Source organism: Actinoplanes sp. NPDC051411 (assembly GCF_040682075.1).
Classification (GTDB): Bacteria; Actinomycetota; Actinomycetes; order Mycobacteriales; family Micromonosporaceae; genus Actinoplanes.
Map to the genome: position 1 here is coordinate 1 of NZ_JBFBAD010000070.1, position 23,198 is coordinate 23,198.

General features: G+C 72.1%; 23 protein-coding genes. 14 read left to right on the forward strand and 9 right to left on the reverse strand.

Annotation, left to right across the window (positions count from 1 at the left end; translation table 11 throughout):
- The coding region (locus AB0M88_RS32500) for an MFS transporter (RefSeq protein WP_364109118.1) at window positions 1-1,017 on the reverse strand (1,017 nt) is incomplete at its 3' end.
- Window positions 1,018-1,021: 4 nt separating this feature from the next.
- Window positions 1,022-1,276, reverse strand: coding sequence for a hypothetical protein (locus AB0M88_RS32505; RefSeq protein WP_364109120.1), 255 nt, complete (start codon window positions 1,274-1,276; stop codon window positions 1,022-1,024).
- 184 nt (window positions 1,277-1,460) lie between these two features.
- Between AB0M88_RS32505 and AB0M88_RS32510 the strand changes: the two genes are divergently transcribed.
- Both AB0M88_RS32510 and AB0M88_RS32515 read left to right on the forward strand, forming a co-directional pair.
- The gene (locus AB0M88_RS32510; RefSeq protein ID WP_364109122.1) at window positions 1,461-1,697 is read left to right on the forward strand and encodes a hypothetical protein; all 237 of its coding nucleotides are present in this window, start codon (window positions 1,461-1,463) and stop codon (window positions 1,695-1,697) included.
- A gap of 39 nt (window positions 1,698-1,736) precedes the next feature.
- The gene (locus AB0M88_RS32515; protein ID WP_364109124.1) at window positions 1,737-2,609 is read left to right on the forward strand and encodes a helix-turn-helix transcriptional regulator; all 873 of its coding nucleotides are present in this window, start codon (window positions 1,737-1,739) and stop codon (window positions 2,607-2,609) included.
- 49 nt (window positions 2,610-2,658) lie between these two features.
- On the opposite strand, the gene AB0M88_RS32520 is transcribed toward AB0M88_RS32515, so the two are convergent.
- Window positions 2,659-3,630 (reverse strand): helix-turn-helix domain-containing protein, encoded by a 972-nt coding sequence (locus AB0M88_RS32520; RefSeq protein ID WP_364109126.1) that lies wholly within the window; start codon window positions 3,628-3,630, stop codon window positions 2,659-2,661.
- A gap of 96 nt (window positions 3,631-3,726) precedes the next feature.
- On the opposite strand from AB0M88_RS32520, the gene AB0M88_RS32525 reads away from it, so the two are divergent.
- The 5 genes from AB0M88_RS32525 (at window position 3,727) to AB0M88_RS32545 (ending at window position 10,565) form a co-directional block, all read left to right on the forward strand.
- Window positions 3,727-7,899, forward strand: coding sequence for a carboxypeptidase regulatory-like domain-containing protein (locus AB0M88_RS32525; protein ID WP_364109128.1), 4,173 nt, complete (start codon window positions 3,727-3,729; stop codon window positions 7,897-7,899).
- A 260-nt stretch (window positions 7,900-8,159) separates the two neighbouring features.
- Window positions 8,160-8,504 (forward strand): S24/S26 family peptidase, encoded by a 345-nt coding sequence (locus AB0M88_RS32530; RefSeq protein ID WP_364109130.1) that lies wholly within the window; start codon window positions 8,160-8,162, stop codon window positions 8,502-8,504.
- A 10-nt stretch (window positions 8,505-8,514) separates the two neighbouring features.
- The gene (locus AB0M88_RS32535; protein WP_364109132.1) at window positions 8,515-8,799 is read left to right on the forward strand and encodes a hypothetical protein; all 285 of its coding nucleotides are present in this window, start codon (window positions 8,515-8,517) and stop codon (window positions 8,797-8,799) included.
- Window positions 8,790-9,800, forward strand: a complete 1,011-nt coding sequence (locus AB0M88_RS32540; protein ID WP_364109134.1) for an alpha/beta fold hydrolase — start codon at window positions 8,790-8,792, stop codon at window positions 9,798-9,800. The genes AB0M88_RS32535 and AB0M88_RS32540 overlap by 10 nt, the downstream gene beginning before the upstream one ends.
- A gap of 48 nt (window positions 9,801-9,848) precedes the next feature.
- Complete coding sequence (locus AB0M88_RS32545) at window positions 9,849-10,565, forward strand: isoprenylcysteine carboxylmethyltransferase family protein (protein WP_364109136.1); 717 nt, start codon at window positions 9,849-9,851, stop codon at window positions 10,563-10,565.
- 87 nt (window positions 10,566-10,652) lie between these two features.
- Here AB0M88_RS32545 and AB0M88_RS32550 read toward each other — a convergent pair whose 3' ends face one another.
- Window positions 10,653-11,888 (reverse strand): beta-ketoacyl-[acyl-carrier-protein] synthase family protein, encoded by a 1,236-nt coding sequence (locus AB0M88_RS32550; protein WP_364109138.1) that lies wholly within the window; start codon window positions 11,886-11,888, stop codon window positions 10,653-10,655.
- Window positions 11,889-11,917: 29 nt separating this feature from the next.
- Here AB0M88_RS32550 and AB0M88_RS32555 point away from each other — a divergent pair, with 29 nt between their 5' ends.
- Together AB0M88_RS32555 and AB0M88_RS32560 are read left to right on the forward strand one after the other, a co-directional pair.
- Window positions 11,918-12,508 carry a TetR/AcrR family transcriptional regulator C-terminal domain-containing protein gene (locus tag AB0M88_RS32555; RefSeq protein WP_364109140.1) on the forward strand — a complete coding sequence of 197 codons (591 nt, stop codon included), beginning with the start codon at window positions 11,918-11,920 and terminating at the stop codon, window positions 12,506-12,508.
- A gap of 110 nt (window positions 12,509-12,618) precedes the next feature.
- Window positions 12,619-13,365: a YcnI family protein gene (locus AB0M88_RS32560; protein ID WP_364109143.1), complete on the forward strand. Its 747-nt coding sequence runs from the start codon at window positions 12,619-12,621 to the stop codon at window positions 13,363-13,365.
- Between the two features lie 569 nt (window positions 13,366-13,934).
- On the opposite strand, the gene AB0M88_RS32565 is transcribed toward AB0M88_RS32560, so the two are convergent.
- Complete coding sequence (locus tag AB0M88_RS32565; protein WP_364109145.1) at window positions 13,935-14,510, reverse strand: DUF5134 domain-containing protein; 576 nt, start codon at window positions 14,508-14,510, stop codon at window positions 13,935-13,937.
- Between the two features lie 145 nt (window positions 14,511-14,655).
- Window positions 14,656-15,078 (reverse strand): SRPBCC family protein, encoded by a 423-nt coding sequence (locus AB0M88_RS32570; protein WP_364109148.1) that lies wholly within the window; start codon window positions 15,076-15,078, stop codon window positions 14,656-14,658.
- Between the two features lie 24 nt (window positions 15,079-15,102).
- Between AB0M88_RS32570 and AB0M88_RS32575 the strand changes: the two genes are divergently transcribed.
- The gene (locus tag AB0M88_RS32575) at window positions 15,103-15,699 is read left to right on the forward strand and encodes a helix-turn-helix domain-containing protein (protein WP_364109151.1); all 597 of its coding nucleotides are present in this window, start codon (window positions 15,103-15,105) and stop codon (window positions 15,697-15,699) included.
- A 223-nt stretch (window positions 15,700-15,922) separates the two neighbouring features.
- Window positions 15,923-18,958 carry an amidohydrolase family protein gene (locus AB0M88_RS32580; RefSeq protein WP_364109153.1) on the forward strand — a complete coding sequence of 1,012 codons (3,036 nt, stop codon included), beginning with the start codon at window positions 15,923-15,925 and terminating at the stop codon, window positions 18,956-18,958.
- On the opposite strand, the gene AB0M88_RS32585 is transcribed toward AB0M88_RS32580, so the two are convergent.
- Window positions 18,955-19,719 carry a crotonase/enoyl-CoA hydratase family protein gene (locus AB0M88_RS32585; RefSeq protein ID WP_364109155.1) on the reverse strand — a complete coding sequence of 255 codons (765 nt, stop codon included), beginning with the start codon at window positions 19,717-19,719 and terminating at the stop codon, window positions 18,955-18,957. The two genes, AB0M88_RS32580 and AB0M88_RS32585, sit on opposite strands and share 4 nt — an antisense overlap.
- Before the next feature lie 78 nt (window positions 19,720-19,797).
- Here AB0M88_RS32585 and AB0M88_RS32590 point away from each other — a divergent pair, with 78 nt between their 5' ends.
- Window positions 19,798-20,898, forward strand: a complete 1,101-nt coding sequence (locus tag AB0M88_RS32590; protein ID WP_364109157.1) for a cellulose binding domain-containing protein — start codon at window positions 19,798-19,800, stop codon at window positions 20,896-20,898.
- 35 nt (window positions 20,899-20,933) lie between these two features.
- Here the strand turns inward: AB0M88_RS32590 and AB0M88_RS32595 are convergent, their stop codons facing one another.
- Both AB0M88_RS32595 and AB0M88_RS32600 read right to left on the reverse strand, forming a co-directional pair.
- Window positions 20,934-21,098, reverse strand: coding sequence for a hypothetical protein (locus tag AB0M88_RS32595; RefSeq protein WP_364109159.1), 165 nt, complete (start codon window positions 21,096-21,098; stop codon window positions 20,934-20,936).
- Complete coding sequence (locus AB0M88_RS32600) at window positions 21,095-21,532, reverse strand: MarR family transcriptional regulator (protein WP_364109162.1); 438 nt, start codon at window positions 21,530-21,532, stop codon at window positions 21,095-21,097. The genes AB0M88_RS32595 and AB0M88_RS32600 overlap by 4 nt, the downstream gene beginning before the upstream one ends.
- A gap of 83 nt (window positions 21,533-21,615) precedes the next feature.
- Here AB0M88_RS32600 and AB0M88_RS32605 point away from each other — a divergent pair, with 83 nt between their 5' ends.
- Together AB0M88_RS32605 and AB0M88_RS32610 are read left to right on the forward strand one after the other, a co-directional pair.
- Window positions 21,616-22,395 (forward strand): ABC transporter permease subunit, encoded by a 780-nt coding sequence (locus AB0M88_RS32605; protein WP_364109164.1) that lies wholly within the window; start codon window positions 21,616-21,618, stop codon window positions 22,393-22,395.
- Window positions 22,392-23,192 (forward strand): ABC transporter permease, encoded by an 801-nt coding sequence (locus AB0M88_RS32610; protein WP_364109167.1) that lies wholly within the window; start codon window positions 22,392-22,394, stop codon window positions 23,190-23,192. The genes AB0M88_RS32605 and AB0M88_RS32610 overlap by 4 nt, the downstream gene beginning before the upstream one ends.
- The last annotated feature ends 6 nt before the right edge of the window (window positions 23,193-23,198 follow it).

Genomic DNA, 23,198 nt, shown 5'->3' on the forward strand with positions numbered 1-23,198 from the left:
CGCCAACCAGATCAGCGGATCCACCGCCCCGCCAGCGTAACGGAACTCCGTCACGACATATACCGGGCCGCCGCGGTTGCCCTTCACCTCGGCGGAGTCCAGGCTCTGGACGCCCACCGTCGCGAGCGCCAGCAGGCCGCCGGCCACGGCCCAGGTCGCGGTCAGGGCGATCACCGATCCGGCCCACGGGATCAGCGCCACGAACACGCCGCACCCGGCCAGCCCGGCCGCCGCCGCGAGCGGGGCCCCGATGCGGCCGCTCACCACGCCCCAGTAGGGCGCCAGCAGGATCGCGGCGACGCCGAAGCCGACCAGCACCAGGCCGAGGACGGTGCTCGACTCCCCCAGCCGGCGCTCGGCGTAGAGCGCGACCAGGAACGGCAGGCCCGCCCCGGCCGCGTAGGTGGCGAAGCCGGCCGCCGAGATGACGCCCATGCGGCGGGTGATCAGGGGCCGGAAGCGCGGCGCGTCGGCCTTCGGCCGCGCCTCGCCGCGCGGTGGGACGAAGGCGAGCGCGACCGCGACGAGCGCCGGGAGGACGTACGCCCACCGCCAGCCGACCGGCAGCGAAAGCGCCCCGACCAGCGGAGCCAGCGACTGCCCGGCGGCCTGACTGGCGGCGAAGACGCCGAGGGTGCGGGGCAGCAGCAGCGGCCCGGCCAGTTCGGCGAGACCGGCGACGAGCAGGGGAGTGGTGAACGCGTTCGCCACCCCTTGCAGGATCCGCCCGGTGAAGAACAGCGCGGCCCCCGGCGCGACCGCGCACAGCACGCTGGCGACGGCGTACGTCAGGAAGGCGGCGCGGGTCGTGCGCCGCCGCCCCCACCGCTCGCCGAGCGTGCCCGACACCAGCTGGACGACGGCGAACGGCACGAAATACGTGGTGATCGCCCAGCCGGCGGCTCCGAGCGACAGGTGCAGCGACTGGGCGAGCTGCGGCAGCATCGGCGCGGCGACACCCCCACCGAACGGGCCGAGCAGGCCCCCGACATGTAACGCCGCCCGCCTGAAGTCCACGTGATCAATCTTGCCCCGGTGGCCCGGCGTAGTGCGCGACGGCCAGCAGTAGGCCGAGTGTGCCGGCGAACGCGCCGCCGCCGGTGAGGATCGCGCCGGGCACGTTGTTTCCGGCCGCGTGCGACAGCAGCCCGGCGATGCCGCTGACCGGGGTCGCGACGACCAGCAGCAGGGTGATCGGAGGCCGGCGCCGGATGAGCGCGGGTTTGTCGGCCTGCAGACGGGATGCGCTGTTGACCATGGTTACCACTCCAGCCATCGTGTGGAACCCCGAGCATCTATTCACGGCCCGTGAATTTCCAGATGAATTCACAGACCGGCAAAGGATCTCGTGTTCCGGCCGATCAGACAGGTGGCAGGTTGCTACCATACACAACGCCAGTCCGCAGCTCGCGGACCCTCTCGCGGGCAACCGTCCGCCGTGAATATATTAGGGTGTTCCCGTGAATAGCACATCAGAATCGGCGGCTCCCGCGGGGCAGCCGATCATCGTTCGCCCCATCGCCAACCTCTGCACGAGTGGATCGTGCCCGACGATCTATGAAACGGGTGACGACTCCGTGGTGGTGCAGGGTTTCGTGGTGTCGGCCGACCAGGCCGGCGTCGCGTTGCCCTCCGGTGAGGCGCTGGTCAAGATTCCGGCCGCCCTGCTGGCCGAGGCTCTTCGTAACCTCGGCTGAGCCGTTCCGCAACTGTCAGTCACGTCGGAGGGGGTTCACGTGTCGGATGATCCCGGCTTCCCCGACGACGAGCTGGTCGGGGCCACGTTGGCGCGACTGCGCCGCGAACGTGGCCTCACCGGTGCCCAGCTCGCCGCCCGGGTCCGGATGAGCCAGCCCAAGATCTCCCGCATCGAGCGCGGCAAGGGCGTCGTCGATCCGGCCGACGTCCGAGCCATCGCCCGGGCGCTGGGTGCCCGCGACGACGAGGTGGCCCGGCTGGTCGAACTCGCCGAGCGCCCGCACGACCGCATGACCGACTGGCGCTCGACCGCCGACAACCTGGCCTCGCGGCAGACCACGGTGGCCGGATGGGAGAGCACGGCCGCGGTCATCCGGGAATTCCAGCCCGCGGTGGTGCCCGGGCTTCTGCAGTCGAGCGGATACGCCGAAGCCACCCTCACCGGCTTCCAGCAACTCGTCCTGGGCGGCTCCAACGCGGAGTCCATCATCCGCGCCGCGGTCACGGAACGCCTGCGACGCCAGCAGATCCTGGCCGATTCCAGCAAGTCGTTCTCGTTCCTGATCACCGAGCAGGTCCTGCGGAACGAGATCTGCCCACCGGCCGAGATGCTGGCCCAGATCGGCCGGATTCGCGACGCGGCCACGCGGTGGCCGAACGTCACCGTCGGTGTCATCCCGGACGGCATCCGGCTCGCGCTGCCTCCGCTGCACGGCTTCTGGGTCCAGGACGACTCCAAGGTCATCCTAGACGTCTTCAACACCGGGATCCTGACGCGCGGGCCCAAGGACGTGGCCGTCTACAACCGCGCCTTCGAGATCTTCGCGGCCAGCGCCGTGGCGCCCGGCCCCCTGCTCGACAAATACGAGGCTTACTACATCGGCCGCCTGCAGGCCCACCGCCCAGCCTGACTCAGACCCAGCCTGACTCAGACCCAGCCTGACTCAGACCCAGCCTGACTCAGACCCAGCCGCGGCGGACCGCCTCCATGCCGGTCTGGAAGCGGGTCTGGGCGCCGACCTGCCGCATGATGTCGTGCAGATGTCGTTGGACGGTGCGGATGCTCCAGCCGAACGTGCGGGCGATCACCTCGTCGGTCGCCCCGGTCGCCAGCAGGCCCAGCAGCTGGCGGTCGGTCTCGTCGATCGTGGCGTCCTCGCTGTCGCCGCGGTTGAGGGGCAGGGCCCGGTCGAACGTCGCCTCGAACAGGCCGCCGGCCAGGTCGAGCAGGGAGGACGGGCGCAGGATGTAGGCGAGGCCGCGTTCGAAGTCGGCCGGTGAGCTGATGATCGCCTCGGTGCGGTCGCTGATCACGAGCTTGACCGGGACGCCGGCGACCCGGGCCCGTTCGCCGCGCCGGATGCCGTCCCAGATGTTCTCCAGGCGGCCCGGCAGGGCGACCGACTCCTGGTCGTAGACGACGCGGTAGCCGACCTGGCCCTGTTCCAGTGACCGGCGTTCCTCCAGGTTGGGCCCGTCGTCGCCGTGTTCGCCCGGAGGCACGAAGTAGGGCGGCTTGTCGAACGCGCGTACCTCGTGCCGGGCCGCCCGCTGGATGCGGACGAAGGCCTGGTAGATGCGGGTCGCCCCCTCGATCACCTCGACCGGGTCGGCCGGCCCGGCGGTGGTCAGCCCGGCCTGGAACGACTCCTCCAGGGTGTTCAGGTAGTGCTGGAGTTTGCCGAGCTCGTATTCGCGCTTGGCGATCAGCACCGAGCCGGCCAGCGAGGGCGCGAGCGCGGTGTAGCGGGCGGGGCGTCCCGGCGTCTTGGTGACCAGCCCGCGGCCGATCAGGTCGGTGAGGGCCCGGGTGATCCGGGCCGGCTTGATGAGCGTACGGCGGTGCAATCCGTCCACAGTCGACATGGCCTGCGGGATCAGTGCCTCGTAGACCTGTGCCTCGGTCGCGGGTATCCCCACCGTCTCCCACATTGAACACTCTCCATGTCATGTTCGTGACAGGTGTCGGGAACACCCATCGATCAAAATCTTGTCCTGAGTGACACGAATATGACAGCGTCCGTTCGCATGATCTATCGATCGAAGGGTATGCGGCGCGGCCGTGCCGGCGCGGTGGTGGCCGCTGCCGCCGCCCTGGTCGCCGGCGTCCTCGTCGGGGCCGCCCCCGCCCAGGCGGCGCCGACGCGCTACACGCCCGCCCCCTGCAACTCGCTCACCGCACGTCAGGTGGCCGCCGACGTGCCCTACGCCCGCTGTTTCGCGGTCAGCCCGTCCGACCCGTCGACCGGAAAGAGGCCGGCGGCTCGCACGGCCGCGGCCGGACCGCCCGACTACGCGCTGACCCCCTCGGACATCCAGAACGCCTACCAGCTGCCGGACGCCGGCGCCGGGACGACCGTCGCCATCGTGGACGCGTTCGGCTACGACAACGCCGAGTCCGACCTGGCGGTGTTCCGCTCGTTCTACGGGCTGACGCCGTGCACCTCGGCCGACGGCTGCTTCACCAAGATCGACCAGCGGGGCGGCACCGACTACCCGGACCAGGACGGCGGCTGGTCGATCGAGACCGCGCTCGACCTGGACGCCGTCTCGTCGGCCTGCCCCAAGTGCAGGATCCTGCTGGTGCAGGCCGACTCGAACGACGCCCAGGACCTCGCCGAGGCGGTCGGCACCGCGGCGGCGAAGAAGCCCACGGCGATCTCCAACTCGTACGGGGTGGACGGCGAGTTCCCGGGTGAGGACTCGCTCGACACGTACTACGACCACCCGGGCATCGCGGTCACGGTCTCGACCGGCGACACCGGCAACGTCCAGTCGTACCCGGCGACCAGCCCGGTCGTGACCGCGGTCGGCGGCACCGAGCTGATCAAGGACGACTCGGCCCGCGGCTGGAACGAGGTCGCCTGGGACTCGGGCGGCTCCGGCTGCTCGGTCTACGAGCCGGCGCCGGACTTCCAGTCGAGCCTGAAGTCGGGCTGCGACAGCCGCGTGACCGCCGACATCTCGGCCGACGCGGCGACCCCGATCGGCGTCTACAACACCCTCGGGCAGACCGGCTGGGCGCCGTGGGGCGGCACCTCGCTCGCCTCGCCGCTGACCGCGGCGATGTACGCGCTGGCCGGCACCCCGACGCCCGGGACCTACCCGGCGACCTACCCGTACCTGAACACCGGCAAGCTCTACGACGTCACCGAGGGCGCCAACAGCGACTGCGGCAACGTCCTCTGCCAGGCCGGACCGGGCTGGGACGGCCCGACCGGACTCGGGACCCCGGTCGGGCTGTCCGCCCTCACCCTGGGCGACTCCGGTTCGGTGTCCGGCGCGGTCACCTCGGGTGGCGCGGCCCTCTCCGGAGCGGCCGTGGTCGCCACCGGCGCCAAGGGTGACACGTTCACCGCCACGACCGGCAGCGACGGTTCCTACGACCTGCACGCCCCGGTCGGCACCTACGACCTGGCCGTGTCCAAGTTCGGCTACAGCGCCGGATCGGCGGCCGGTGTCGTCATCGCCAAGGGCACCCCGGCCACGCGGAACTTCGACCTGCAGGCCCTGCCGACCCGGACGATCTCCGGCCACGTCACCGACGGCTCGGGCCACGGCTGGCCGATGCGCGCCAAGATCACCGTGGACGGTTACCCGGGTGGCGCTCTCTATTCGGACGCGTTCACCGGGCACTACTCGGTCTCGCTGCCGACCGGTGCGACCTACCAGCTGCACGTCGCCTCGGCCGACCTGCCCGGCTACGTCGACCAGGACCTCAGCGTGCCGCTGAGCGCCAACACCCAGCGCGACATCGCGCTGGCCGCCGACGCCACCGCGTGCGACGCCCCCGGCTACGCGTTCCAGGAGGAGGGCCTCACCCAGGCGTTCACCGGCTGGACCGGCGCCACGCCGAAGGACGGCTGGACGGTCACCGACGCGGCCGGCCAGGGCCAGACCTGGCGGTTCGAGGACATGGGCGGCTTCGGCCCGCCGCCGGGCGGCGACGCGAGCTTCGCCGACGTCGACTCCAACGTGTACGGCGCGGGCGGCAAACAGGACACCTCGCTCGTCTCCCCGGTCGTCGACCTGAGCGGCCGCGCCGACCCGGAGATCGGCTTCGACAGCACCTACATCGGATTTCCCGACCAGACCGGCTACGTCGACCTGAGCCTGGACGGCGGCACCACCTGGTCAACCGTGCAGACCCTGAGCGGCGGCGTCGTCCAGCACGTCGACATCCCGGTCCCGCAGGCGGCCGGGCACGCCCAGGCGCGGGTGCGGTTCCGCTTCGTCGGCGACTGGGGCCGGCGCTGGGAGATCGACAACGTGGTCGTGGGTGCCCGCTACTGCGGTGCGCAGCCGGGCGGCCTGGTCGCCGGGCACGTCACCGACGCCAACACCGGCGACGTCCTCAGCGGCGCCACGGTCACGGCCGACGACGACCCGGCCACCCTCGGGGCGACCGACGCCGACGGCTACTACTGGCTCTACAGCAGCCACCTCGGCAAGACCGCGTTCACCGTCACCGACGGGCGCTACGCCGCCGGCCACCCGGCCGTGAACGTCCCCGCCGACTCGGTGCGCGAGGCCGACGTGGCCCTCGAGGCCGGGCACGTCACGGTCTCCCCGTCGAAGTTGACGACGAGCATGACGCTGGGTGCCTCAACCTCGCAGACGGTCACGTTCGGCAACGACGGCAAGGTGCCGGTCCACGTCCACCTGGGCGAGTCGGACGCCGGTGTCACGCCGTCCTCGCATTCGGCCGTTCCGCCGATGCGGGTGCCGGCGAAGACGACCATCGCCTCCCAGGCGTCCCCGTCCCCGTCCGCGTCGGCGCCGGCCAAGCCGAGCATCGCCCCGTGGACCGACATCGCGGACTACGCGCTGCCGGTCATGGACAACACGACGGCCGCCCACAACGGCACCGTCTACGTGGCGGGCGGCAACGACGGCATCAACAAGCTGTCGGTGGCCGGCTACTACGACGCCACGGCCGGAGGCTGGCACCAGCTGCCCGACCTGCCGGAGGAGCTCAGCGCGGCCGCCGGCTCCTTCATCGACGACACGTTCTACGTCGTCGGAGGCTGGAACGAGCAGGGTGACACGTCGGTCCACGCGTACGCCCTGAAAGACGGAGCCACCGCCTGGCGCAAGGTGGCCGACCTCCCGTCCGGCGTCGCCGCCGCGGGAACCGCGGTGGTCGCCGGCAAGCTCTACGTCGTCGGCGGCTGCACCACCGGAGCCTGCCTGCCGGTCTCGGCCGGCGCCTACTCCTACGACCCGGGTGCCGACAAGTGGACCCGCGAACCCGACTACCCGACCGCGGCCGGCTACCTCGCCTGCGGCTCGGCCGCCTCCGCGGTCATCTGCGCCGGCGGCAACTCCGGCGGTGGGTCGCTCGCCAAGACGTACGCGTACGTCCCCGGCAGCGGCGCCTGGAAGGCGAAGGCCGACCTGCCGGCCGACACGTGGGGCGCCGCGGCGGCCTCGGCGAACGGCCGGTTCGAGGTCATCGGCGGTGCCGTCGGCGGCGGCTCGGCGATCACCAACCAGGGCTGGGAGTACGACCCGTCCACCGACTCGTGGGCGTCGCTGCCGAACGCGAACAACGCCACCTACCGGGGCGGCGCGGCGTGCGGCATCTTCCAGGTCGGCGGCTCGACCGGCGGCTTCAACCCGACGTCGGCGGCCGCGCTCCTGCCCGGCTACGGCGACTGCGGCGGCGACGTGCCGTGGCTCTCGTCCAGCGCGACCGACCTGACGGTGGCGCCCGGCGCGACGGTCAAGGTTCGCGTGTCCGCCGACTCCTCGCAGGTCGCCCAGCCCGGTGTCTACAGTGGCCTGGTCACGGTGAGCACGGACACGCCGTACCCGACGGCCGCCCCGATCTCGGTCACCATGACCGCCACACCGCCCGCGGCGTGGGGCAAGATCGAAGGCACGGTGTCGTCGGCCGGAAAACCCGTCGCCGGGGCGACGGTCGCGGTCTGCACGATGTACGACACCAAGACCGGCGCCTGCGGCCCGATCACGTTCACGCTGAAGACCGACGCGGACGGGCACTACCAGCTGTGGCTCAACAAGGGCTACAACCCACTGCAGGTGATCGCGGCCAAGGACGGCTACACGCCGCTCCTGAAGCTCGTGAAAATCCAGAAGGGTGAGACCGTGACCAGCGACTTCTCGTTGGCCGCCAACTCCGCCTTCTCGGCCGCGAAAGTGAACCGGTACCTGGCCGGCGCCCTGAAGAGGAGCTGACCTTCCCCCCGGTCCGGCACGGGCCCGTGTCCTGCCCCTCGCAGGCCCGTGCCGGACCCCCTTTCCGAGCGGCTGCCCTGCCCGCAGGCCCTCAGCCGGATGCGTCCACCGGCGTCGGGGGAGGACCTGCGGCAGGCTTCCGAGTCCCCTCGGGTCCCGCCGCCGCCCTTGGGCGTCCTCTCGGCCCGGGAGCCGCAGGCCGCGCCGAGCAGCGAATATTCGGTAGTGCGCGGCGGCCGGCGTGCCGCAAGCTGGGCGCGATGGGAGTCATGGACGCGGTCGCGAGCCGGGTGGCCGGCGGCGCCACCGTCGAGTTCCGGCCGAGCGGCGGATCTATGGTGCCGCTGATCCGCAGCCGCCAGCTGGTGACGGTTGCGCCGGTCGACCCGGCGAAGGTCGAGGTCGGCGACATCGTGCTGGCCCGGGTCGCCGGCACCGTCTATCTGCATCTGGTCTCGGCCGTCGACCCCGGCGCCGGCCGCGTGCGGATCAGCAACAACCGGGGCCGGGTCAACGGGTGGACCAACCACGCCCGCGTCTACGGCATCTGCACCTCGGTCGACGGTGCGCGGCGGCCTCGCCTGGACGGGAAGGTCCGCCGGTAGGTTAGCCCCTATGGAACCGTGGGCGGCCGAGCGCGAGGGCCAGTGGCTGACGGCCGGCGGCTGGCGGGCCACGCCCTCGCGCTCGGCCGCCCCGGTTCAGGTCGAGGGCGTGCTCCCCGGGGGTGAACTGTTCTATTTCCGGGCCCGGCACGACGAGGCCTGCCTGGCGATCGGCGGCCCCGACCCGGCCGGCCGGGCCCCGTGGGAACGGTGCCGCCCGCATCGGGAGGCCGGCCTCCTGCCCGCGGCCGACGGCCTGGCGATGTTGCGCGAGCTGTACGAGGAATGGCAGTGACCGGCCAGCGCATCGCCATGACAGCGTCCGGGGTCGCCTACGCCGTCAGCGGTGACGGGCCGCCGCTGGTCTACGTGTCGGGGTGGCTCAGTCACCTCGAGATGAGCTGGGCGTTGCCGGCCGAGCGGGCCTTCTACGAGGCGCTCGCCGACGGCCGCACGCTCATCCGGTACGACAAGCCGGGGTGTGGGCTGTCCGCGGCCGCCGCCCCGCGGGCATACACGATGCAGAGCGAGCTGGACGCTCTGCGCGACGTCGTCGCCGCGGCGGGGCTGCGGCGGTTCGACCTGATGGGCATCTCGCTCGGGGCCGCGGTGGCCGCCGCGTGGGCGGCGTCGGCCCCGGTCGCGCGGCTGATCCTCTACGGCGGCTGGGCGCACGGGCCGTCGGTCGCCGAACCGGCGATCCAGCACCATGTGCTCGGGCTGGTGCGGGAGCATTGGGGGCTCGCCTCCGACCTGTTGGCGAGCATCTTCACGCCCGACGCCGACGCGGCGACCAGGGCCGCTTTCGCCCTTTACCAGCAGGAGTCGGCGACCGCGGAGACGGCTTGCGCGATGCTGGCCCTCGCGTACGAAATGGACGTCGGGAATCTGCTGCCGCGGGTCGCGGCACCCACGCTGGTGTTGCACCGGGATCGCGATCGGGCGGTTCCGCTCGCCGAGGGCCGGCGTCTCGCCGACGGCATTCCGGGAGCCGTTTTCTCGGTTGTTCCCGGCCGTTCGCACCTGCCTTATATCGGCGACCGTGAGTCGTTGACCCGGCCGATCCGGCGTTTTCTCGGCCTGCCGGCGCGGCATCGCGGTGCCGCGCCGACGCTGACCGCGCGGCAGCGTGAGGTGGCCGCCCTGATCGCCCAGGGCTGCACCAACCGGGAGATCGCGGCGCGGCTGGGCATCGCCGAGAAGTCGGCCGAGGCGCACGTGGAACGGATCCGCTACCGGATGGACTTCCGTTCCCGGGCCCAGATCGCCGCCTGGTATGTGGCCTCCGCCGACTGAGGTATTTTCCCGCCTGTTTCGCGGATCCGCGGTCGCCACGATGGGGTCATGAGGCTTCTGCTGCTCGGGTATTCGGCCCTGGCCTACATCGCGTTTCTTCTCAGCTCGGTCTGGGCGTTCCTGTTCCTGGCCGGGCACGGTATCGACGATCCGGCCACCCACAACGCCTGGGTGTCGCTTTCGATCGACGGGGCGCTGCTGCTTGCCTTCGCCCTGCACCATTCGGTGATGGCCCGCGCCGGCCTCAAACGGTTTCTGCCCAAGGCGGCCGAGCGCAGCACGTTCGTGCTGGTCGCGAGCCTGCTGCTGGCGGCGGTCTTCACGTGGTGGCAGCCGGTGCCGGCGTCGGTCTGGCACACCGGCCGGCCCTGGTCGATGCTGATCTGGGCGCTTTACGGGCTCGGCTGGATCATCGTCGTCGGCGCGACCTACATGGTCGACCACGCCGACTTCTTCGGCCTGAAACAGGCCTGGCGTCACTCACGCCGGGAGGCTTACTCGCCCCCGGCGTTTCGCGAGCGTTTCCTGTACGCGTGGTTGCGTCACCCGATGATGCTCGGCCTGATCGTCACGTTCTGGGCGACCCCGAGGATGAGTGTCGGGCACCTGTTCTTCGCGGTCAGCTCGAGCGCGTACATCGCGGTGGGGATCCGGTTCGAGGAGCGCGACCTGCGCGCCAACCTGGGGCCGGCCTACGACGACTACGCCAGCCGGGTTCCCGCGCTGGTGCCCACCGGGCGTTCCCGGTCTCTCCTTCGCGAGTGATCTCGCGTGCCCGGCGTTCCAGTCGGCGCAGGTCGCGGGGCGGGTGGCCGGCCGGCGCTCCGGAGGGGGAGTGCCGGCCAGGTCAGCTCAGGCGGTGAAGACCAGCGAGACGTTCTGGCCGCCGAAGCCGAACGAGTTGCACACGGCGGCCCGGACGTCGTGCTTGCGGGGCTCGCCGGCCACCACGTCGAGCGCGACCTCGGGTGCCTTCTGCTCCAGGTTGAGCGTGTGCGGGATGACGCCGTTGGTCACCGTGAGCAGGGTCAGGATGCTCTCGACCGCGCCCGCCGCGCCGACCAGGTGGCCGAGGCTCGACTTCGGGGCGGTCAGGATGACGTCGTCGCCGAGGGCCTTCTGGATCGCCACCGCCTCGCCGACGTCGCCGACCACGGTCGAGGTGGCGTGGCAGTTGACGTGGTCGATGTCGCCCGGGGTCAGACCCGCGTCGGCGACCGCCCGCTGGATCGCCCGGATCTGGCCCGCGCCGGACGGGTCGGGGCCGGTGATGTGGTAGGCGTCGGAGGTGACCGCGAAGCCGGCCACCCGGCCGAGCACCCGGGCACCGCGGGCCGCCGCGAAACCGGCCCGCTCCAGCACGAGCACGCCGGCGCCCTCGCCGAGCACGAACCCGTCCCGCTCGACGTCGAACGGCCGGGACGCCCGCTCCGGCTCGTCGTTGCGCTTGGAGAGCGTGCGGGCCTGGGCGAACCCGGCCACGGTCAGCGGCGCGATCGCCGCCTCGGCGCCGCCCGCCACCACGATGTCGGCCTCACCGGCCCGGATCAGCCGGATCGCCATGCCGATCGCCTCGGCACCCGACGCGCAGGCCGAGACCGTGGCGTAGACCCCGGCCTTGGCGCCCAGCTCGAGGCTGACCCAGGCGGCCGGCCCGTTGGGCATCATCATGGGGACGACCAGCGGGGACACCCGGGACGGTCCGCGCTGCTCGATCACGTCGTCCTGGTCGAGCAGGGTGTTGAGGCCGCCGATGCCGGTGCCGATGACGGCGGCCAGGCGCTCGGGGTCGACCGCGGGGGAGCCGGCGTCGGCCCACGCCTGCTTGGCCGCGACCACGGCGGCCTGCTCGGCGCGGTCCATGCGCCGGGCCTGCACGCGGCCCAGCTGCGTCGCGGGGTCGACCGCCATCGGGGCGCCGATCAGGGTCGGCAGGTCGGCGGCGTGCGCGAACCCGGCGAGGCGGTCGTCGATGCGACGCACCCCCGACCGCCCGGCCAGCACGCCCTGCCACAGCGACTCGACGTCCGGGCCCAGCGGAGTGGTCGCGCCCAGCCCGGTGATCACCACGTCCTCGTTGCTTGTCACGAGCTATTTGTATCGCATACAAATAGAGAATGTCCACCGACGAGCCGGCCCGTGCCCGCGGGCGCCGCACCCGTGCCCGCATCCTCGACCAGGCCGCGGGACTGTTCGCCGACCAGGACTACACCGCGGTCAGCGTCGCCGAGATCGCCCGCTCGGCCGGCGCCCACCCCCACCAGGTCACCTACTATTTCGGCTCCAAGGACGCACTGTTCGTCCAAGCGGCATTCCTCCTTCTCCTGCGCGACGCCCGCCGGCTCGAGCCGATCGGCACCCGCCAGAAATCCCCGGCCAGCTTCCGGGCCGCCGTCTCCCGCACGACACTCGCCCTGCCCGCGCTGCCGGTCGTCGTCCGGGCGATGTCGATCAGCCGACAGCGCCCCGAGCTGCAGAAACTGGCCCAGCACCGGCTGGCGATCCTGTTCCGGCAGGCCGAGCACTACCTGGCCCGCGTACTCGACCGCCGCGGCTGGACCCTGGACCGGCCGATCGAGGTCGAGGTCCGCACCTTCTGGAGCGCCGTACTCGGAGCGAGGCTGATCTCGGAGTCCGGCTACGGCGGCCATTCCTCGGACATCGACGTCGCCGGAGTGCTGACGATCCACTCCAAGGGGGCCGATTAGGGTCGGGCAGTTATGCGCCGTCCACAGGCAGAGGAATTGCCCGGAACTAATCGCAGGCCCCCGACGACCTGTGGACGACCGCTGAAACGAAACGAAAGGCACTCCCCCCGATGAACCGCTCCCTGCTCGGCCGGATCGGCGTCGTGACCGCCGGTGCCGCCGCCCTCGTGCTCGCGATCGCCGGCCCGGCGTCGGCGCACGTGACCGTCAACCCGAACACGGCCGCCCAGGGTGCCTACACCAAGGTGTCGTTCCGGGTGCCGACCGAGAGTGACACCGCCTCGACCACAAAACTGCAGGTCAACCTGCCGACCGACACCCCGATCGCGTCGGTGTCGACCAAGCCGGTCGTCGGCTGGACCGTGGCGACGGTCAAGTCCAAGCTGGCCACCCCGATCAAGTCGGACGACGGCGACATCACCGAGGCGGTCACCCAGATCACCTGGACCGCGTCGAAAGGCGCCGAGATCAAGCCGGGCGAGTTCCAGGAATTCGACGTGTCGCTCGGCCCGCTGCCGACCACCGCCAACCAGATCATCTTCAAGGCGCTGCAGACCTACTCCGACGGCACCATCGTCCGCTGGATCGACGAGCCGACGACCGACGGCAGCGAGCCGGACCACCCGGCGCCGGTCCTCAAGCTGACCGCCGCCGCAGCCGCTCCGGCCGCCGCGCCCGCCACCACGACCGTGGCGCAGACGTCGGCCTCCCCGGCGAAGAGCAGCAACTCCGGCCTGGGCTGGGGCATCGCCGCGCTGGTCGTAGCGGTCATCGCACTACTCCTCGGCCTCGCCGCCTTCCGCCGCGCCGGCGCGGGCGCCGCTTCGACCGGCGCGGGCTCCGGCACCGCCGCCTGAGGCGGGCTTCCGAGCCCGTACGCGGCTGATCCGCCGCGTCGGGGCGGCCCGGCGGGTCATGCCTCCCGCGACGAGGGCGTGAGCAGGTCTTCCTGCTCACGCCCTCGTTCGGCTTATCGGCGGCGATCGTGGGCCCGCGGCCTTCGCCGGAGGCTGCTGTCCGGTAGGGCGGGTCGCGGGGTGAGCGCGTCGCCCGGGGGAGGGCACGTCGTGGGGTGAGCAGGTGGGCGGGCGTGGGGCGCGTCGTGAGGTGAGCGGGTCGTCGGGGCGCCGCGGGGTTGCCGGGTGGGCGGGTCGATCGGGGTAAGCGGATCGCAATGGCGGGTCGCGCTGTCGCGGGGCGAGCGGGTCTTGCGGTGGGCGGGTCGCATGGCGGGGCGGGTGGTGGGTCAGTAGTCGTGCGATGGGGCGGGTCGCGCGGTGACGGGTCGCTCGCTGGCAGGCCGCTCGGTGTGAGCGGGTCGCGGTGAGCGGGTCGTGCGCGGGGAGGCCGCACGGTGAGCGGGTCGCGGTGAGCGGGAGGCCACGCAGTTGCCGCGTCGCAGTGAGCGGGGTCGCCGTGGGGCAGCTCAGATCATGGTGAGCATGGCGAGGCCCATGCTGACGCCCATGATGCCGTGGCACAGTGCGGGCCAGTGCCAGGTGCCGCAGTGTGCGGTGTCGGGCGATGTCGTCCGTAAGGCACCCAGGCGTAGTCCGCTGAGGAGCCAGCACAGGCCGGCCGCCACGAGGTAGCCGCCGATCGCCGCGGCGGCCCAGGCGGCGGGGCTGGTCGGGGTGTGTTCCATGCCTGGCATGTCCATGGCCGTTGCCGGGGTCGCCGGCATCGTGCTGCTCATCCAGACCATGGCGGCGGCGGCCGAGGCGAAGTAGACCGGTACGACCCACCGTTTGCCCGCCCGGGACGCCTGGGCGGCGAACCAGCCGGTCGATCCGGCGAAGACGACCAGCCAGGCCGAGGCGGGCACCGTCCGGCCGAACGGCCACAGCATGGTGACCATGGCCAGGCCCATGACGGCGTGGAGGGACTCCGCGATGCGATGCTCGTGTGCCAGGCGGGGCCGCAGCGCCCGGCCCAGGTGGAACGTCGTGCCGGCGGCCAGGGCCAGCGTGAGCAGCCATCGCAGGGGTTCGGGGACGACCATCGAGAGCGACCTCCGGCCTCGGGTGCCCTCACGCTAGTGGCCCGATTCGGCGGGCGTTAAGGGGGAATTAGCCGCTTTCACCCGGGTCGCGTTGCCCACGAGCGGCGGCCGGCCGGAACCGGTGCGTCAGGGTCGCCCTGGGGCCTTACGCCGAAGCGGTGGCCTGGCGGGCGAACGCGGCCGCCTCCTGGTGGAGCGACTTGCGCATCAGGGTGCCGAAGAGGGCCGAGAACACGCCGGCGGCCGGGCCCGCGGTCTCCAGCACGAGGGTGTTGCGGGTGCCGGTGCCCGACGGTTCGAGCAGGTGGCGGCCGGTCATGCGGATGCCGAGGCGCTGGGTCTCCCAGGTGAACTCGCGCATCGGGTCGAGGCGGGTGACGGTCCAGACGGCGGGGGTCTGACCGGGCTGCTTGAGGCGGGCGGTGCTGCCGACCCGGACGGGGCCGTCGTCGAGCCGGTCGAGCCGCTGGACGGTGGGCATGAATGCCGGCCAGTCGTCGATGTCGGTGGTGAGGCGCCAGATCAACTCGACCGGCGCGTCGATGAGGGTGGTTTCCTCGTAGCGCATGCCCGTCACTGTACCATTTGGTACATGCCTGATTCCCGTGCCGATCTGCTCGCTCGCGTCATGGAGTTCGCCCAGCGTGCGGGGCTGGCCGACCGCAGCCTGCGGGAGATCGCGACCGGTGCCGGCACCAGCCACCGGATGCTGCTCTACCACTTCGGCTCCCGTGAGGGCCTGCTCGCCGCGGTGGTCGGGGCGATGGAGGCCCGGCAGCGGGCCGCGATGACCGCGCTGGCCGAAACCGTGACCAGCCCGGGTGAGCTGATGAGCGGCATCTGGCGGCAAGTCTCCAGCCCCGAGGTACGCCCGTTCGTCCGCCTGTTCTTCGAGGTGTTCGCGCTGGCAACCCGAGGGGAGCCCGGCCCCGGAGGCGAGCCCGGCACCCCAGGCGAGCCCGGCGTCCACGGCAAAACCGGCACCGGGCAGATCCTGCCCGGCCTGACCTCGTCCTGGCTCGCCGACGCCGCCGCGGTCGCCGAGCGCCTCGGCATCGAGCCCGACCCCGCGGCCCTGCGCCTGGGCGTCGCCGTCTCCCGGGGCCTGCTCCTCGACCTGCTGGCCGGCGCCACCCTCGAAGAGGTCACCGCCGCCCACGACTTGTTCGTCCGGCTGGCCCAGGACTGAGGCGGCCCAGGACCGAGGCGGCCCAGGACTGAGGCGGCCCAGGACTGAGGCGGCCCAGGATGAATCCGCCTCGAATCAGTGCGGGAACTCGCTCGAACAGCCGGTCCGGGAGCGGCGGCTTTGTCACTCTCCAGGTGATCGGGCCGTGACAACCGGGTGATGAACCATCGAGACTCATCGAAGGATTGAGGTCCGAGGTTCACCAATCGGAAGGAACGGAACGATGACGGGAATCCCCAGGCGTACGGTCCTCGCCGGAGGTGCCGGCCTGGCCGGCGCCGCCCTGATCGGCGTGCCCACCGCGGCGGCCGCGCGGGCGAAAGCCCTCGACCAGGGCACCGACATCGCCGCCCGCCTCTCGCCGGACGGGCGCACGATCGCGTTCGACCTGGTCGGCGTGCTTTGGCTGATTCCGGCGAGCGGCGGCCCGGCGCGGAGGCTGACCAGCGACTTCATCGACATCGCCCAGCCCGACTGGGCGCCCGGCGGGGAGGAGATCGTCTTCCAGGCCTATGCCGCGGGGTCGTTCGACCTGTGGACGGTGCGGCCCGACGGCTCGAAGCTGACGCGGCTGACCGAGGGGCCGTTCGATCATCGCGAGCCGCGTTTCAACCCGCGGACCCGGCAGATCGCCTTCTCGTCTGATTCGTCGGGGACCTATGCGGTCTATCTCTGGGACGACGGCAAGGTCAGCGCCGTGGCCGACGGGTACGAACCGGCCTGGTCGCCCGACGGCACGCGGATCGCGTTTGTCGTCGCCAATACCGCCATCGACGTGGTCGACGTGGCGACGGGAGTGCGGACCACCGCCGTCACCGTCCCGGCCGGCACGGTCCTGCATTCGCCCGAGTGGACCCCGGACGGGCGGGAGCTGATCTATACCGTGGTCGTCGACGGGCGCAGTGAACTGTGGCGCAACGGCAAGCCCGAGGTCACCGGCCAGGACGTCTTTCCGTTCCGGGTCTCGTGGAGGTCGCCGGGCGAATACGTCTACACCGCCGACGGTCAGATCCGCCGGGGTGGGACGGGCCGCGGCCGCATCGGCTTCACCGCCGTCACCTCGATCGCGAAGCCGGCGTATCGCAAGCGGCACCGCGATTTCGACTCGACCGTGCCCAGGCCCGTCAAGGGCCTCGCCAGCCCGGCGATCAGTCCGGACGGCAAGTGGGTCGCCTTCTGCGCGCTCAACGACATCTGGGTCATGACGATCGGGGAGAAGCCGCGGCGGGAGATCACCGGCGCGTCGTGGAAATCCCATCCGGCCTGGTCGCCCGACGGCCGCCACCTGTCGTACTCCACCGACCGGTCGGGCAAGCTCGACATCTGGCTCCGCGACCTGCACACCGGCACCGACCGCCGGCTCACGGCCCTGCCGAACGCCGCCGCGGTCTCCGGCAGCTGGTCGAAGGACGGCACCCACCTGGCCTTCCTCGACCAGACCGGCGCGGTCTACACGGTCGAGGTCGCCACCGGCACGGTCGAGAAGATCTACGCCGCCACCTTCGAGCCGGGGCGCCCGACCTGGTCGGCCGACGGCACCACGGTCGCGGTGGCCGCGATTGTGCCCTACTCGGCCCGCTACCGGGAAGGGCTCAGCAAGATCCTCCTGATCGACCGCGCGACCGGCACCGGTCGCTACCAGGACCCGCTGCCCGACCGCTCGATCCAGACCCGCGGCGACGACGGACCGGTCTGGTCGCCCGACGGCACGAAGATGGCGTTCGTGGTGGCCAGCGTGCTCTTCGTCGCGCCGGTCGCGCCCGACGGCACCTTCACCGGGCCGCCCCGGCAGGTCACCCGCGAGGTCACCGACGCACCCACCTTCAGCGGCGACTCCAGCACCATCCTCTATCTTTCCAACGGCCGGCTGCGCCTGGTCGCCGCCGGCGGCGGCGACCCGCGCCCGGTTGCGGTCGGGCTGAGCTGGGCGAACAGCTCACCCCGCGGCCGTACGGTCATCCGCGCCGGACGGGTCTGGGACGGCTCGTCGAAGAGCCTGCACCACGACGTCGACATCATCGTCGACGGCAACAAGATCAGCGCGGTCGAGCCGCACCGGGCCGGCCGCGACGGCGTACAGGTCGACGCCCGCAACGACGTCGTCATCCCCGGCATCATCGACATGCACCACCACCGCGAGATGCAGGGCTACTCCTACGGCGCCCGCCAGGGCCGGCTCTGGCTCTCGCTCGGCATCACCACGACCCGGTCGCCGGGCAGTCCGGCCTACCACATGGTCGAGGAGCGCGAGTCGATCCAGTCCGGCGCCCGGCTCGGCCCGCGCTACCTGGCCACCGGCGAGGCGATCGACGGCTCCCGCATCTTCTACAACTTCATGCGGCCGACGTTCGACGACGACCAGCTCGCACTCGAACTGTCGCGGGCCGGGGCACTCGACTACGACCTGATGAAGGCGTACGTCCGCCTGAGCGCCACCCGGCAGCGGGCCGTCATCGACTGGGCCCACCGGCACGGCATCCCGGCGACCTCCCACTACCACTACCCGGCGCTGGCGGTCGGCGGCGACGGGATGGAGCACGTCGGGGCGACCAACCGGTTGGGCTACTCCCGGACGGTCACCGCGCTCGGTGCCGTCTACTCGGATGTCGCCGACATCTTCCTGGCCAGCGGCGCCTCGCTGACCCCGACCCTGTTCAACTCGCTGTTCCTGCTCGCCACCGACGACTCGCTGGTCGAGGACGAGCGGGTCAAGACCCTCTATCCGAGCTGGGAGTACGCCAACCTCCAGGCCTCGCTGGAGTCGGCCCGCACCACCGACCAGACCGCCAACCTGGCCAACCTCGCCCGGCAGGTCGCGCACGTCGTCCGCCTGATCCGGGGCGGCGGCGTGGTGGTCACCGGCACCGACTCGCCGATCGTCCCGACCGCGGTCAGCACCCACATGAACCTGCGCGGCATGGTCGCCTACGGCGCCACCGCGTGGGAGGCGATGAGCAGCGCCACCCGGGTGTCGGGGGAGTTCCTCGACCTGCCGCTGGGCCGGCTGGCACCGGGCTACTTCGCCGACCTGGCCCTGCTCGGCGGCGACCCGCTGACCGACATCAAACAGGCGGCCAACGTGCGTCAGGTGATGGCCAACGGCGTCCTGCGCACCCCCGCCGACCTGATGGCGCCGTTCGCGGGAGTGGAAACGCGCCGGTCCGCGCCGGTCGCGATGGAGAAGGCCCCGGACCACTACTGGTGGCACGACCCGCACTGGGTCGAGGCCAGCCGGCACGCCTGCTGCTCCGACGACTAGAAGGCGCCGTGGCGGCCCTCTCCGGCAACGAAGCGGGCCGCCCCGGCCACCCCCTCGCGCTCCACGATCGGCCGCCCGCCCGCGCCCTCGGCTCGAAGCGCCTCGCCGAGCGGCAGATCAAGGCCGGCATAGACCGAGGCACGGTCGGCGAGCACGCACTCGAACGGGAAATCGGCGATCCGGGCGGCCAGGGCCCGGGCTTCGGAGACCCCGCGGCCCGGCTCGGCCACCAGGGTGGCCAGGCCCATCCCGTACGCCTCGGCGGCCGTGACCGGGCGTCCGGTGAGGATGAGATCGAGGGCCCTTCCGAGCCCGACGATGCGCGGGAGCCGCACCGTCCCGCCGTCGATCAGCGGCACGCCCCAGCGCCGGCAGAAGACGCCGAGAACCGCGTCCCGCTCGACCACCCGCAGGTCGGCCAGCAGCGCGAGTTCGAGCCCGCCGGCCACCGCGTGCCCGGCGATCGCCGCGATCAGTGGCTTGCCCAGCGCCATCCGGGTCGGCCCCATCGGCCCGTCGCCGTCCGGGTCGAGCGGGTTGCGCCGCCCCGGATCGCCGACTGCGGTCAGGTCGGCCCCGGCGCAGAACGTCCCGCCCGCCCCGGCCAGCACCGCCACCCGCTGGGCCGGATCGTTCTCGAACTCCTCGAACGCCGCGCGCAGCTCCGACGCCATCGGCCCGTCCACGGCGTTGCGCCGGTCCGGCCGGTCCAGCCAGATCGTGGTGATCGCCCCTGAGTTCTCGACCCGGATATCCGCCATGGGTCCATTCAACCCGTCCGGGCCTGGCTATGAGGGGCGCACCTTGACGGCCATCGATATATGGGTGACCGTCGAGAAATGCCGAACCGTCCACGAAGGATCTTCGCCGCGTTCGTCCTCGCGGCGGCCCTGACGGGGGCCGGGATCGTCACCGGACACGCCGCTCTGGGCAACGCACCCGCCCCGTCGGCCTCCGTGCCGCCCACTCCCAGCGATCCGGTCCCGCCGCTGCCGTCGGGACCGATCAACCCGTCTCCCTATCCGCCGAGCGTGCCCGGCGACCTGACCGCCACCGCCGTGCACGCCACCTCGGTCACGCTCTCCTGGACCGCCTCGCACGGCGGCTGCTGCGGGGTCGACCACTACGTGGTCCAGTACTGGCAGGCGTTCGACGACGTCATCAGGTCGGCCGACGTCGGCAACGTGACCACCGCGACCATCACGGGCGGCATCCTCGCCCGTCACCAGTACTACTTCCGGGTCAGCGCGCTCGACGACCTCAACCACCAGTCGGCCGGGTCGAACCAGGTCGTCGTGGTCACCCCGGCCTCCGACACCGCGGCCGACACGACCCCGCCGAGCGCACCCGGCGCCCTGGCCGTCGACGGCGCCTCGTTGACCTGGGCACCCTCGACCGACGACGTCGGCGTCGTGGCCTACGACATCTACCGTTTCGACGGCTGGTACACCTCGCAGCTGGTCGGTTCCACCGCCGCCACCAGCTACCCGGCCCCGGACGGCGGCGGGCGCATCCTGTTCTACGTCCGGGCCCGCGACGCCGCGGGCAACGTGTCGATCGCGTCGAACACGGTCACCACCGGGACCGCCTCGCCGCCCCCGACCGCGCCGCCCGCGACCCCGGCCTGCCGGGCCGGCTACCGCACGACCTCCAACTGGACCGGCGGCTTCGTCGCCGAGGTGACGCTCACCAACACCGGTTCGTCCACGGTCGACGGCTGGACGCTCGCCTTCACCTTCGGCGGCGACCAGCGGATCGGCGCGGCCTGGAACGCCTCGGTGGCCCAGTCCGGCGCGACGGTCACGCTGACCGACGTGAGCTGGAACCGCACGCTCGCGCCCGGGGCCGCCGCCACGATCGGCGTGATGGGTTCGTGGAAGGCCGGCAACGGCGTACCGACCGCGTTCACCCTCAACGGCGGCGCCTGCGCCGTCGCCTAGAAACGGGCCCGCCGGCGCCGGCCGCCGGCGGGCCGCTATTCGCCGAGCGTCTCCGTGGGGCCGGCACGGAAGTTGCCGTGCGGGTCGGCGTCGGTCAGGCCGTCGACCTTGACGATCACGGTGGCCCGCAGGAAGTCGAGCATGCCCGCCAGGGTCTCGCGCTCGCCGCCGTTCTCGGCCGGGCGCTGCCGGGCGGTCATCGGGGCAGGGCCCGGCGCTCGGCGTCGTCGGCCACGACCCGGGTGGCCAGGCGGGTGAGTTCCTCCCGCTCCGCGGTCGGGAGGCCCACGACGTACGCGTCGATGCGTGACCCGAACTCCAGCGCGACCTGACCGCCCAGCGCGCGCCCCGCCTCGGTGAGGGAGACGCGCACCGCGCGGCGGTCTTCGGCGCTGGGTGTCCGCCGGACCAGCCCTCGGCGCTCGGCGCGGTCGACGAGACCACTGATCGACGACTTGTCGAGGCCGAGGAACCGGCCCAGCTCCCGCATCGTCGGCTCGCGGTCGCGGAGGACGCCGAGCAGGCGGGTCTGGATCACCGACAGGTCGTGGCCGCCGGCGACCTCGGACAGGGTGCCGTGGACGAGGAAGGAGAGCTGGGCGAGCGCGTCCATGGTGCTGAGCCGGTCGGTCACGCCCGCATGATAGTTCGTGCCACAAACTACCGGCAAACGGTGACGCTTCCGCCGGTGCCGCCGCCCCTGGCAGGATGACCGGGGTGCGGTTGAAAAGGGGGCTCCGCGGTCTCACCGGCGTGCTGGCGTTTCTGCTGGCCGGTGAGGTTCTCGGGCGGATCGGCCTGGTCGACCGCGCCTACCTGCCGCCCTCCTCGGCCGTGCTCGCGCGGGCGGCCGGCCTGATCACCGACGCCGGCTTCCGGCAGGACGTGGCCGCGACCCTCGAGGTGTGGGCGGGCGGGCTGCTCCTGGCCCTGCTGATCGCGGTGCCGGCCGGCCTGCTGCTGGGCAGCCTGTCGGGGGTGAACTCCGCGGTACGCGTGCTGATCGAGTTCCTGCGCCCGATCCCGGCGGTCGCGCTGGTCCCGCTCGTCATCCTGATCGTCGCCGGCCAGCGCCAGATGGAGCGCGACCTGGCCGCCTACGCCGCGCTGTGGCCGATCCTCGTCAACACCGTCTACGCGGTCGGGGACGTCGACCCGGTCACCCGCGACATGGCCCGCACCTTCGGGCTCTCCCGGCCGGCCATCGTGGCCCGCATCGCGCTGCCCGGCGCCGCGCCGTTCATCGCGACCGGCACCCGGGTCGCGTCGGCGATCGCCCTCGTCGTCACCATCAGCACCGAACTGATCGCCGGCGGGGGCGAGCACGGCATCGGCATTTTCGTGCTCAACGCGAGCGCTGACGCCGGTCACGCCGACGTCGTCTTCGCCGCCGCCGGGATCGCCGGCCTCCTCGGGTACGCGATCGACCTGTCCCTGCGGATGCTGGAGCGGAGGGCGTTCCGATGGCACTTCCAGCGGCTGGCTCTGGCCGCGTGACCGGGGCGGCCGGGCTCCGCGGCTTCCTTCTGCGGTGGGCCGTCTTCGCGGCGGCCGTCGCCGCGTGGCAACTGGTGACCGCGGTCGCGGTGCCCGAGGAAAAGAAGGTGTTCTTCCCGCCGCCGTCGGTGATCGCGCGCCGGATGTACGAGCTGTGGCTGTCCGGCCCGGCCGACCACGCCTTCCTCACCCCGGCCGTGGCGGCCGACATCGTCCCGAGCGTCGAGCGCCTGCTGGCCGGCTGGCTGATGGCGGCGGTGCTCGGCATCGGGCTGGGGGTGCTGCTCGGGCGGCTCCCGGACGTACTCGACTATGTCGACCCGCTGATCCAGTTTTTCCGGGCCGTTCCGCCGCCGGCCCTCATCCCGGTGTTCATCGTGCTGTTCAAGCTCGGCCCGACGATGCGGCTCGCGGTGATCGTGTCCGGGGTGGTCTGGCCCATTCTGCTGAACTCGATCGACGGTGCCCGGACGGTCGAGCCACTGCGGCTGGAGGTCGCCCGGGTGTTCGCCCTGACGCGCTGGCAGCGCCTCCGGGGCATCATCCTGCCAGCCGCCGGACCCAAGATCTTCGCCGGGCTCCGGGTCAGCCTGTCGATGTCGATCATCCTGATGGTGATCTCGGAGATGGTCGGTGGCACCGACGGCCTCGGTTACCGGCTCTTCACCACCAAGGACGCGTTCCAGCTGCCCGACATGTGGTCGGTCATCGTGCTGCTGGGCCTGCTCGGATACACCCTCAACGCGCTGCTGCTCGGGCTCGAGCGCCACGTCCTGGCCTGGCAGCGCGGATCCTGACCGAGG

What these genes read in the sequence shown, in the direction of transcription:
- AB0M88_RS32505 (WP_364109120.1), bottom strand. Translation starts at nt 1,276, where the DNA reads ATGGCTGGAGTGGTAACCATGGTCAACAGCGCATCCCGTCTGCAGGCC.
- AB0M88_RS32520 (WP_364109126.1), bottom strand. Translation starts at nt 3,630, where the DNA reads ATGTGGGAGACGGTGGGGATACCCGCGACCGAGGCACAGGTCTACGAG.
- AB0M88_RS32525 (WP_364109128.1), top strand. Translation starts at nt 3,727, where the DNA reads ATGATCTATCGATCGAAGGGTATGCGGCGCGGCCGTGCCGGCGCGGTG.
- AB0M88_RS32530 (WP_364109130.1), top strand. Translation starts at nt 8,160, where the DNA reads ATGGGAGTCATGGACGCGGTCGCGAGCCGGGTGGCCGGCGGCGCCACC.
- AB0M88_RS32535 (WP_364109132.1), top strand. Translation starts at nt 8,515, where the DNA reads ATGGAACCGTGGGCGGCCGAGCGCGAGGGCCAGTGGCTGACGGCCGGC.
- AB0M88_RS32540 (WP_364109134.1), top strand. Translation starts at nt 8,790, where the DNA reads ATGGCAGTGACCGGCCAGCGCATCGCCATGACAGCGTCCGGGGTCGCC.
- AB0M88_RS32545 (WP_364109136.1), top strand. Translation starts at nt 9,849, where the DNA reads ATGAGGCTTCTGCTGCTCGGGTATTCGGCCCTGGCCTACATCGCGTTT.
- AB0M88_RS32555 (WP_364109140.1), top strand. Translation starts at nt 11,918, where the DNA reads ATGTCCACCGACGAGCCGGCCCGTGCCCGCGGGCGCCGCACCCGTGCC.
- AB0M88_RS32560 (WP_364109143.1), top strand. Translation starts at nt 12,619, where the DNA reads ATGAACCGCTCCCTGCTCGGCCGGATCGGCGTCGTGACCGCCGGTGCC.
- AB0M88_RS32565 (WP_364109145.1), bottom strand. Translation starts at nt 14,510, where the DNA reads ATGGTCGTCCCCGAACCCCTGCGATGGCTGCTCACGCTGGCCCTGGCC.
- AB0M88_RS32570 (WP_364109148.1), bottom strand. Translation starts at nt 15,078, where the DNA reads ATGCGCTACGAGGAAACCACCCTCATCGACGCGCCGGTCGAGTTGATC.
- AB0M88_RS32575 (WP_364109151.1), top strand. Translation starts at nt 15,103, where the DNA reads ATGCCTGATTCCCGTGCCGATCTGCTCGCTCGCGTCATGGAGTTCGCC.
- AB0M88_RS32580 (WP_364109153.1), top strand. Translation starts at nt 15,923, where the DNA reads ATGACGGGAATCCCCAGGCGTACGGTCCTCGCCGGAGGTGCCGGCCTG.
- AB0M88_RS32585 (WP_364109155.1), bottom strand. Translation starts at nt 19,719, where the DNA reads ATGGCGGATATCCGGGTCGAGAACTCAGGGGCGATCACCACGATCTGG.
- AB0M88_RS32590 (WP_364109157.1), top strand. Translation starts at nt 19,798, where the DNA reads ATGCCGAACCGTCCACGAAGGATCTTCGCCGCGTTCGTCCTCGCGGCG.
- AB0M88_RS32595 (WP_364109159.1), bottom strand. Translation starts at nt 21,098, where the DNA reads ATGACCGCCCGGCAGCGCCCGGCCGAGAACGGCGGCGAGCGCGAGACC.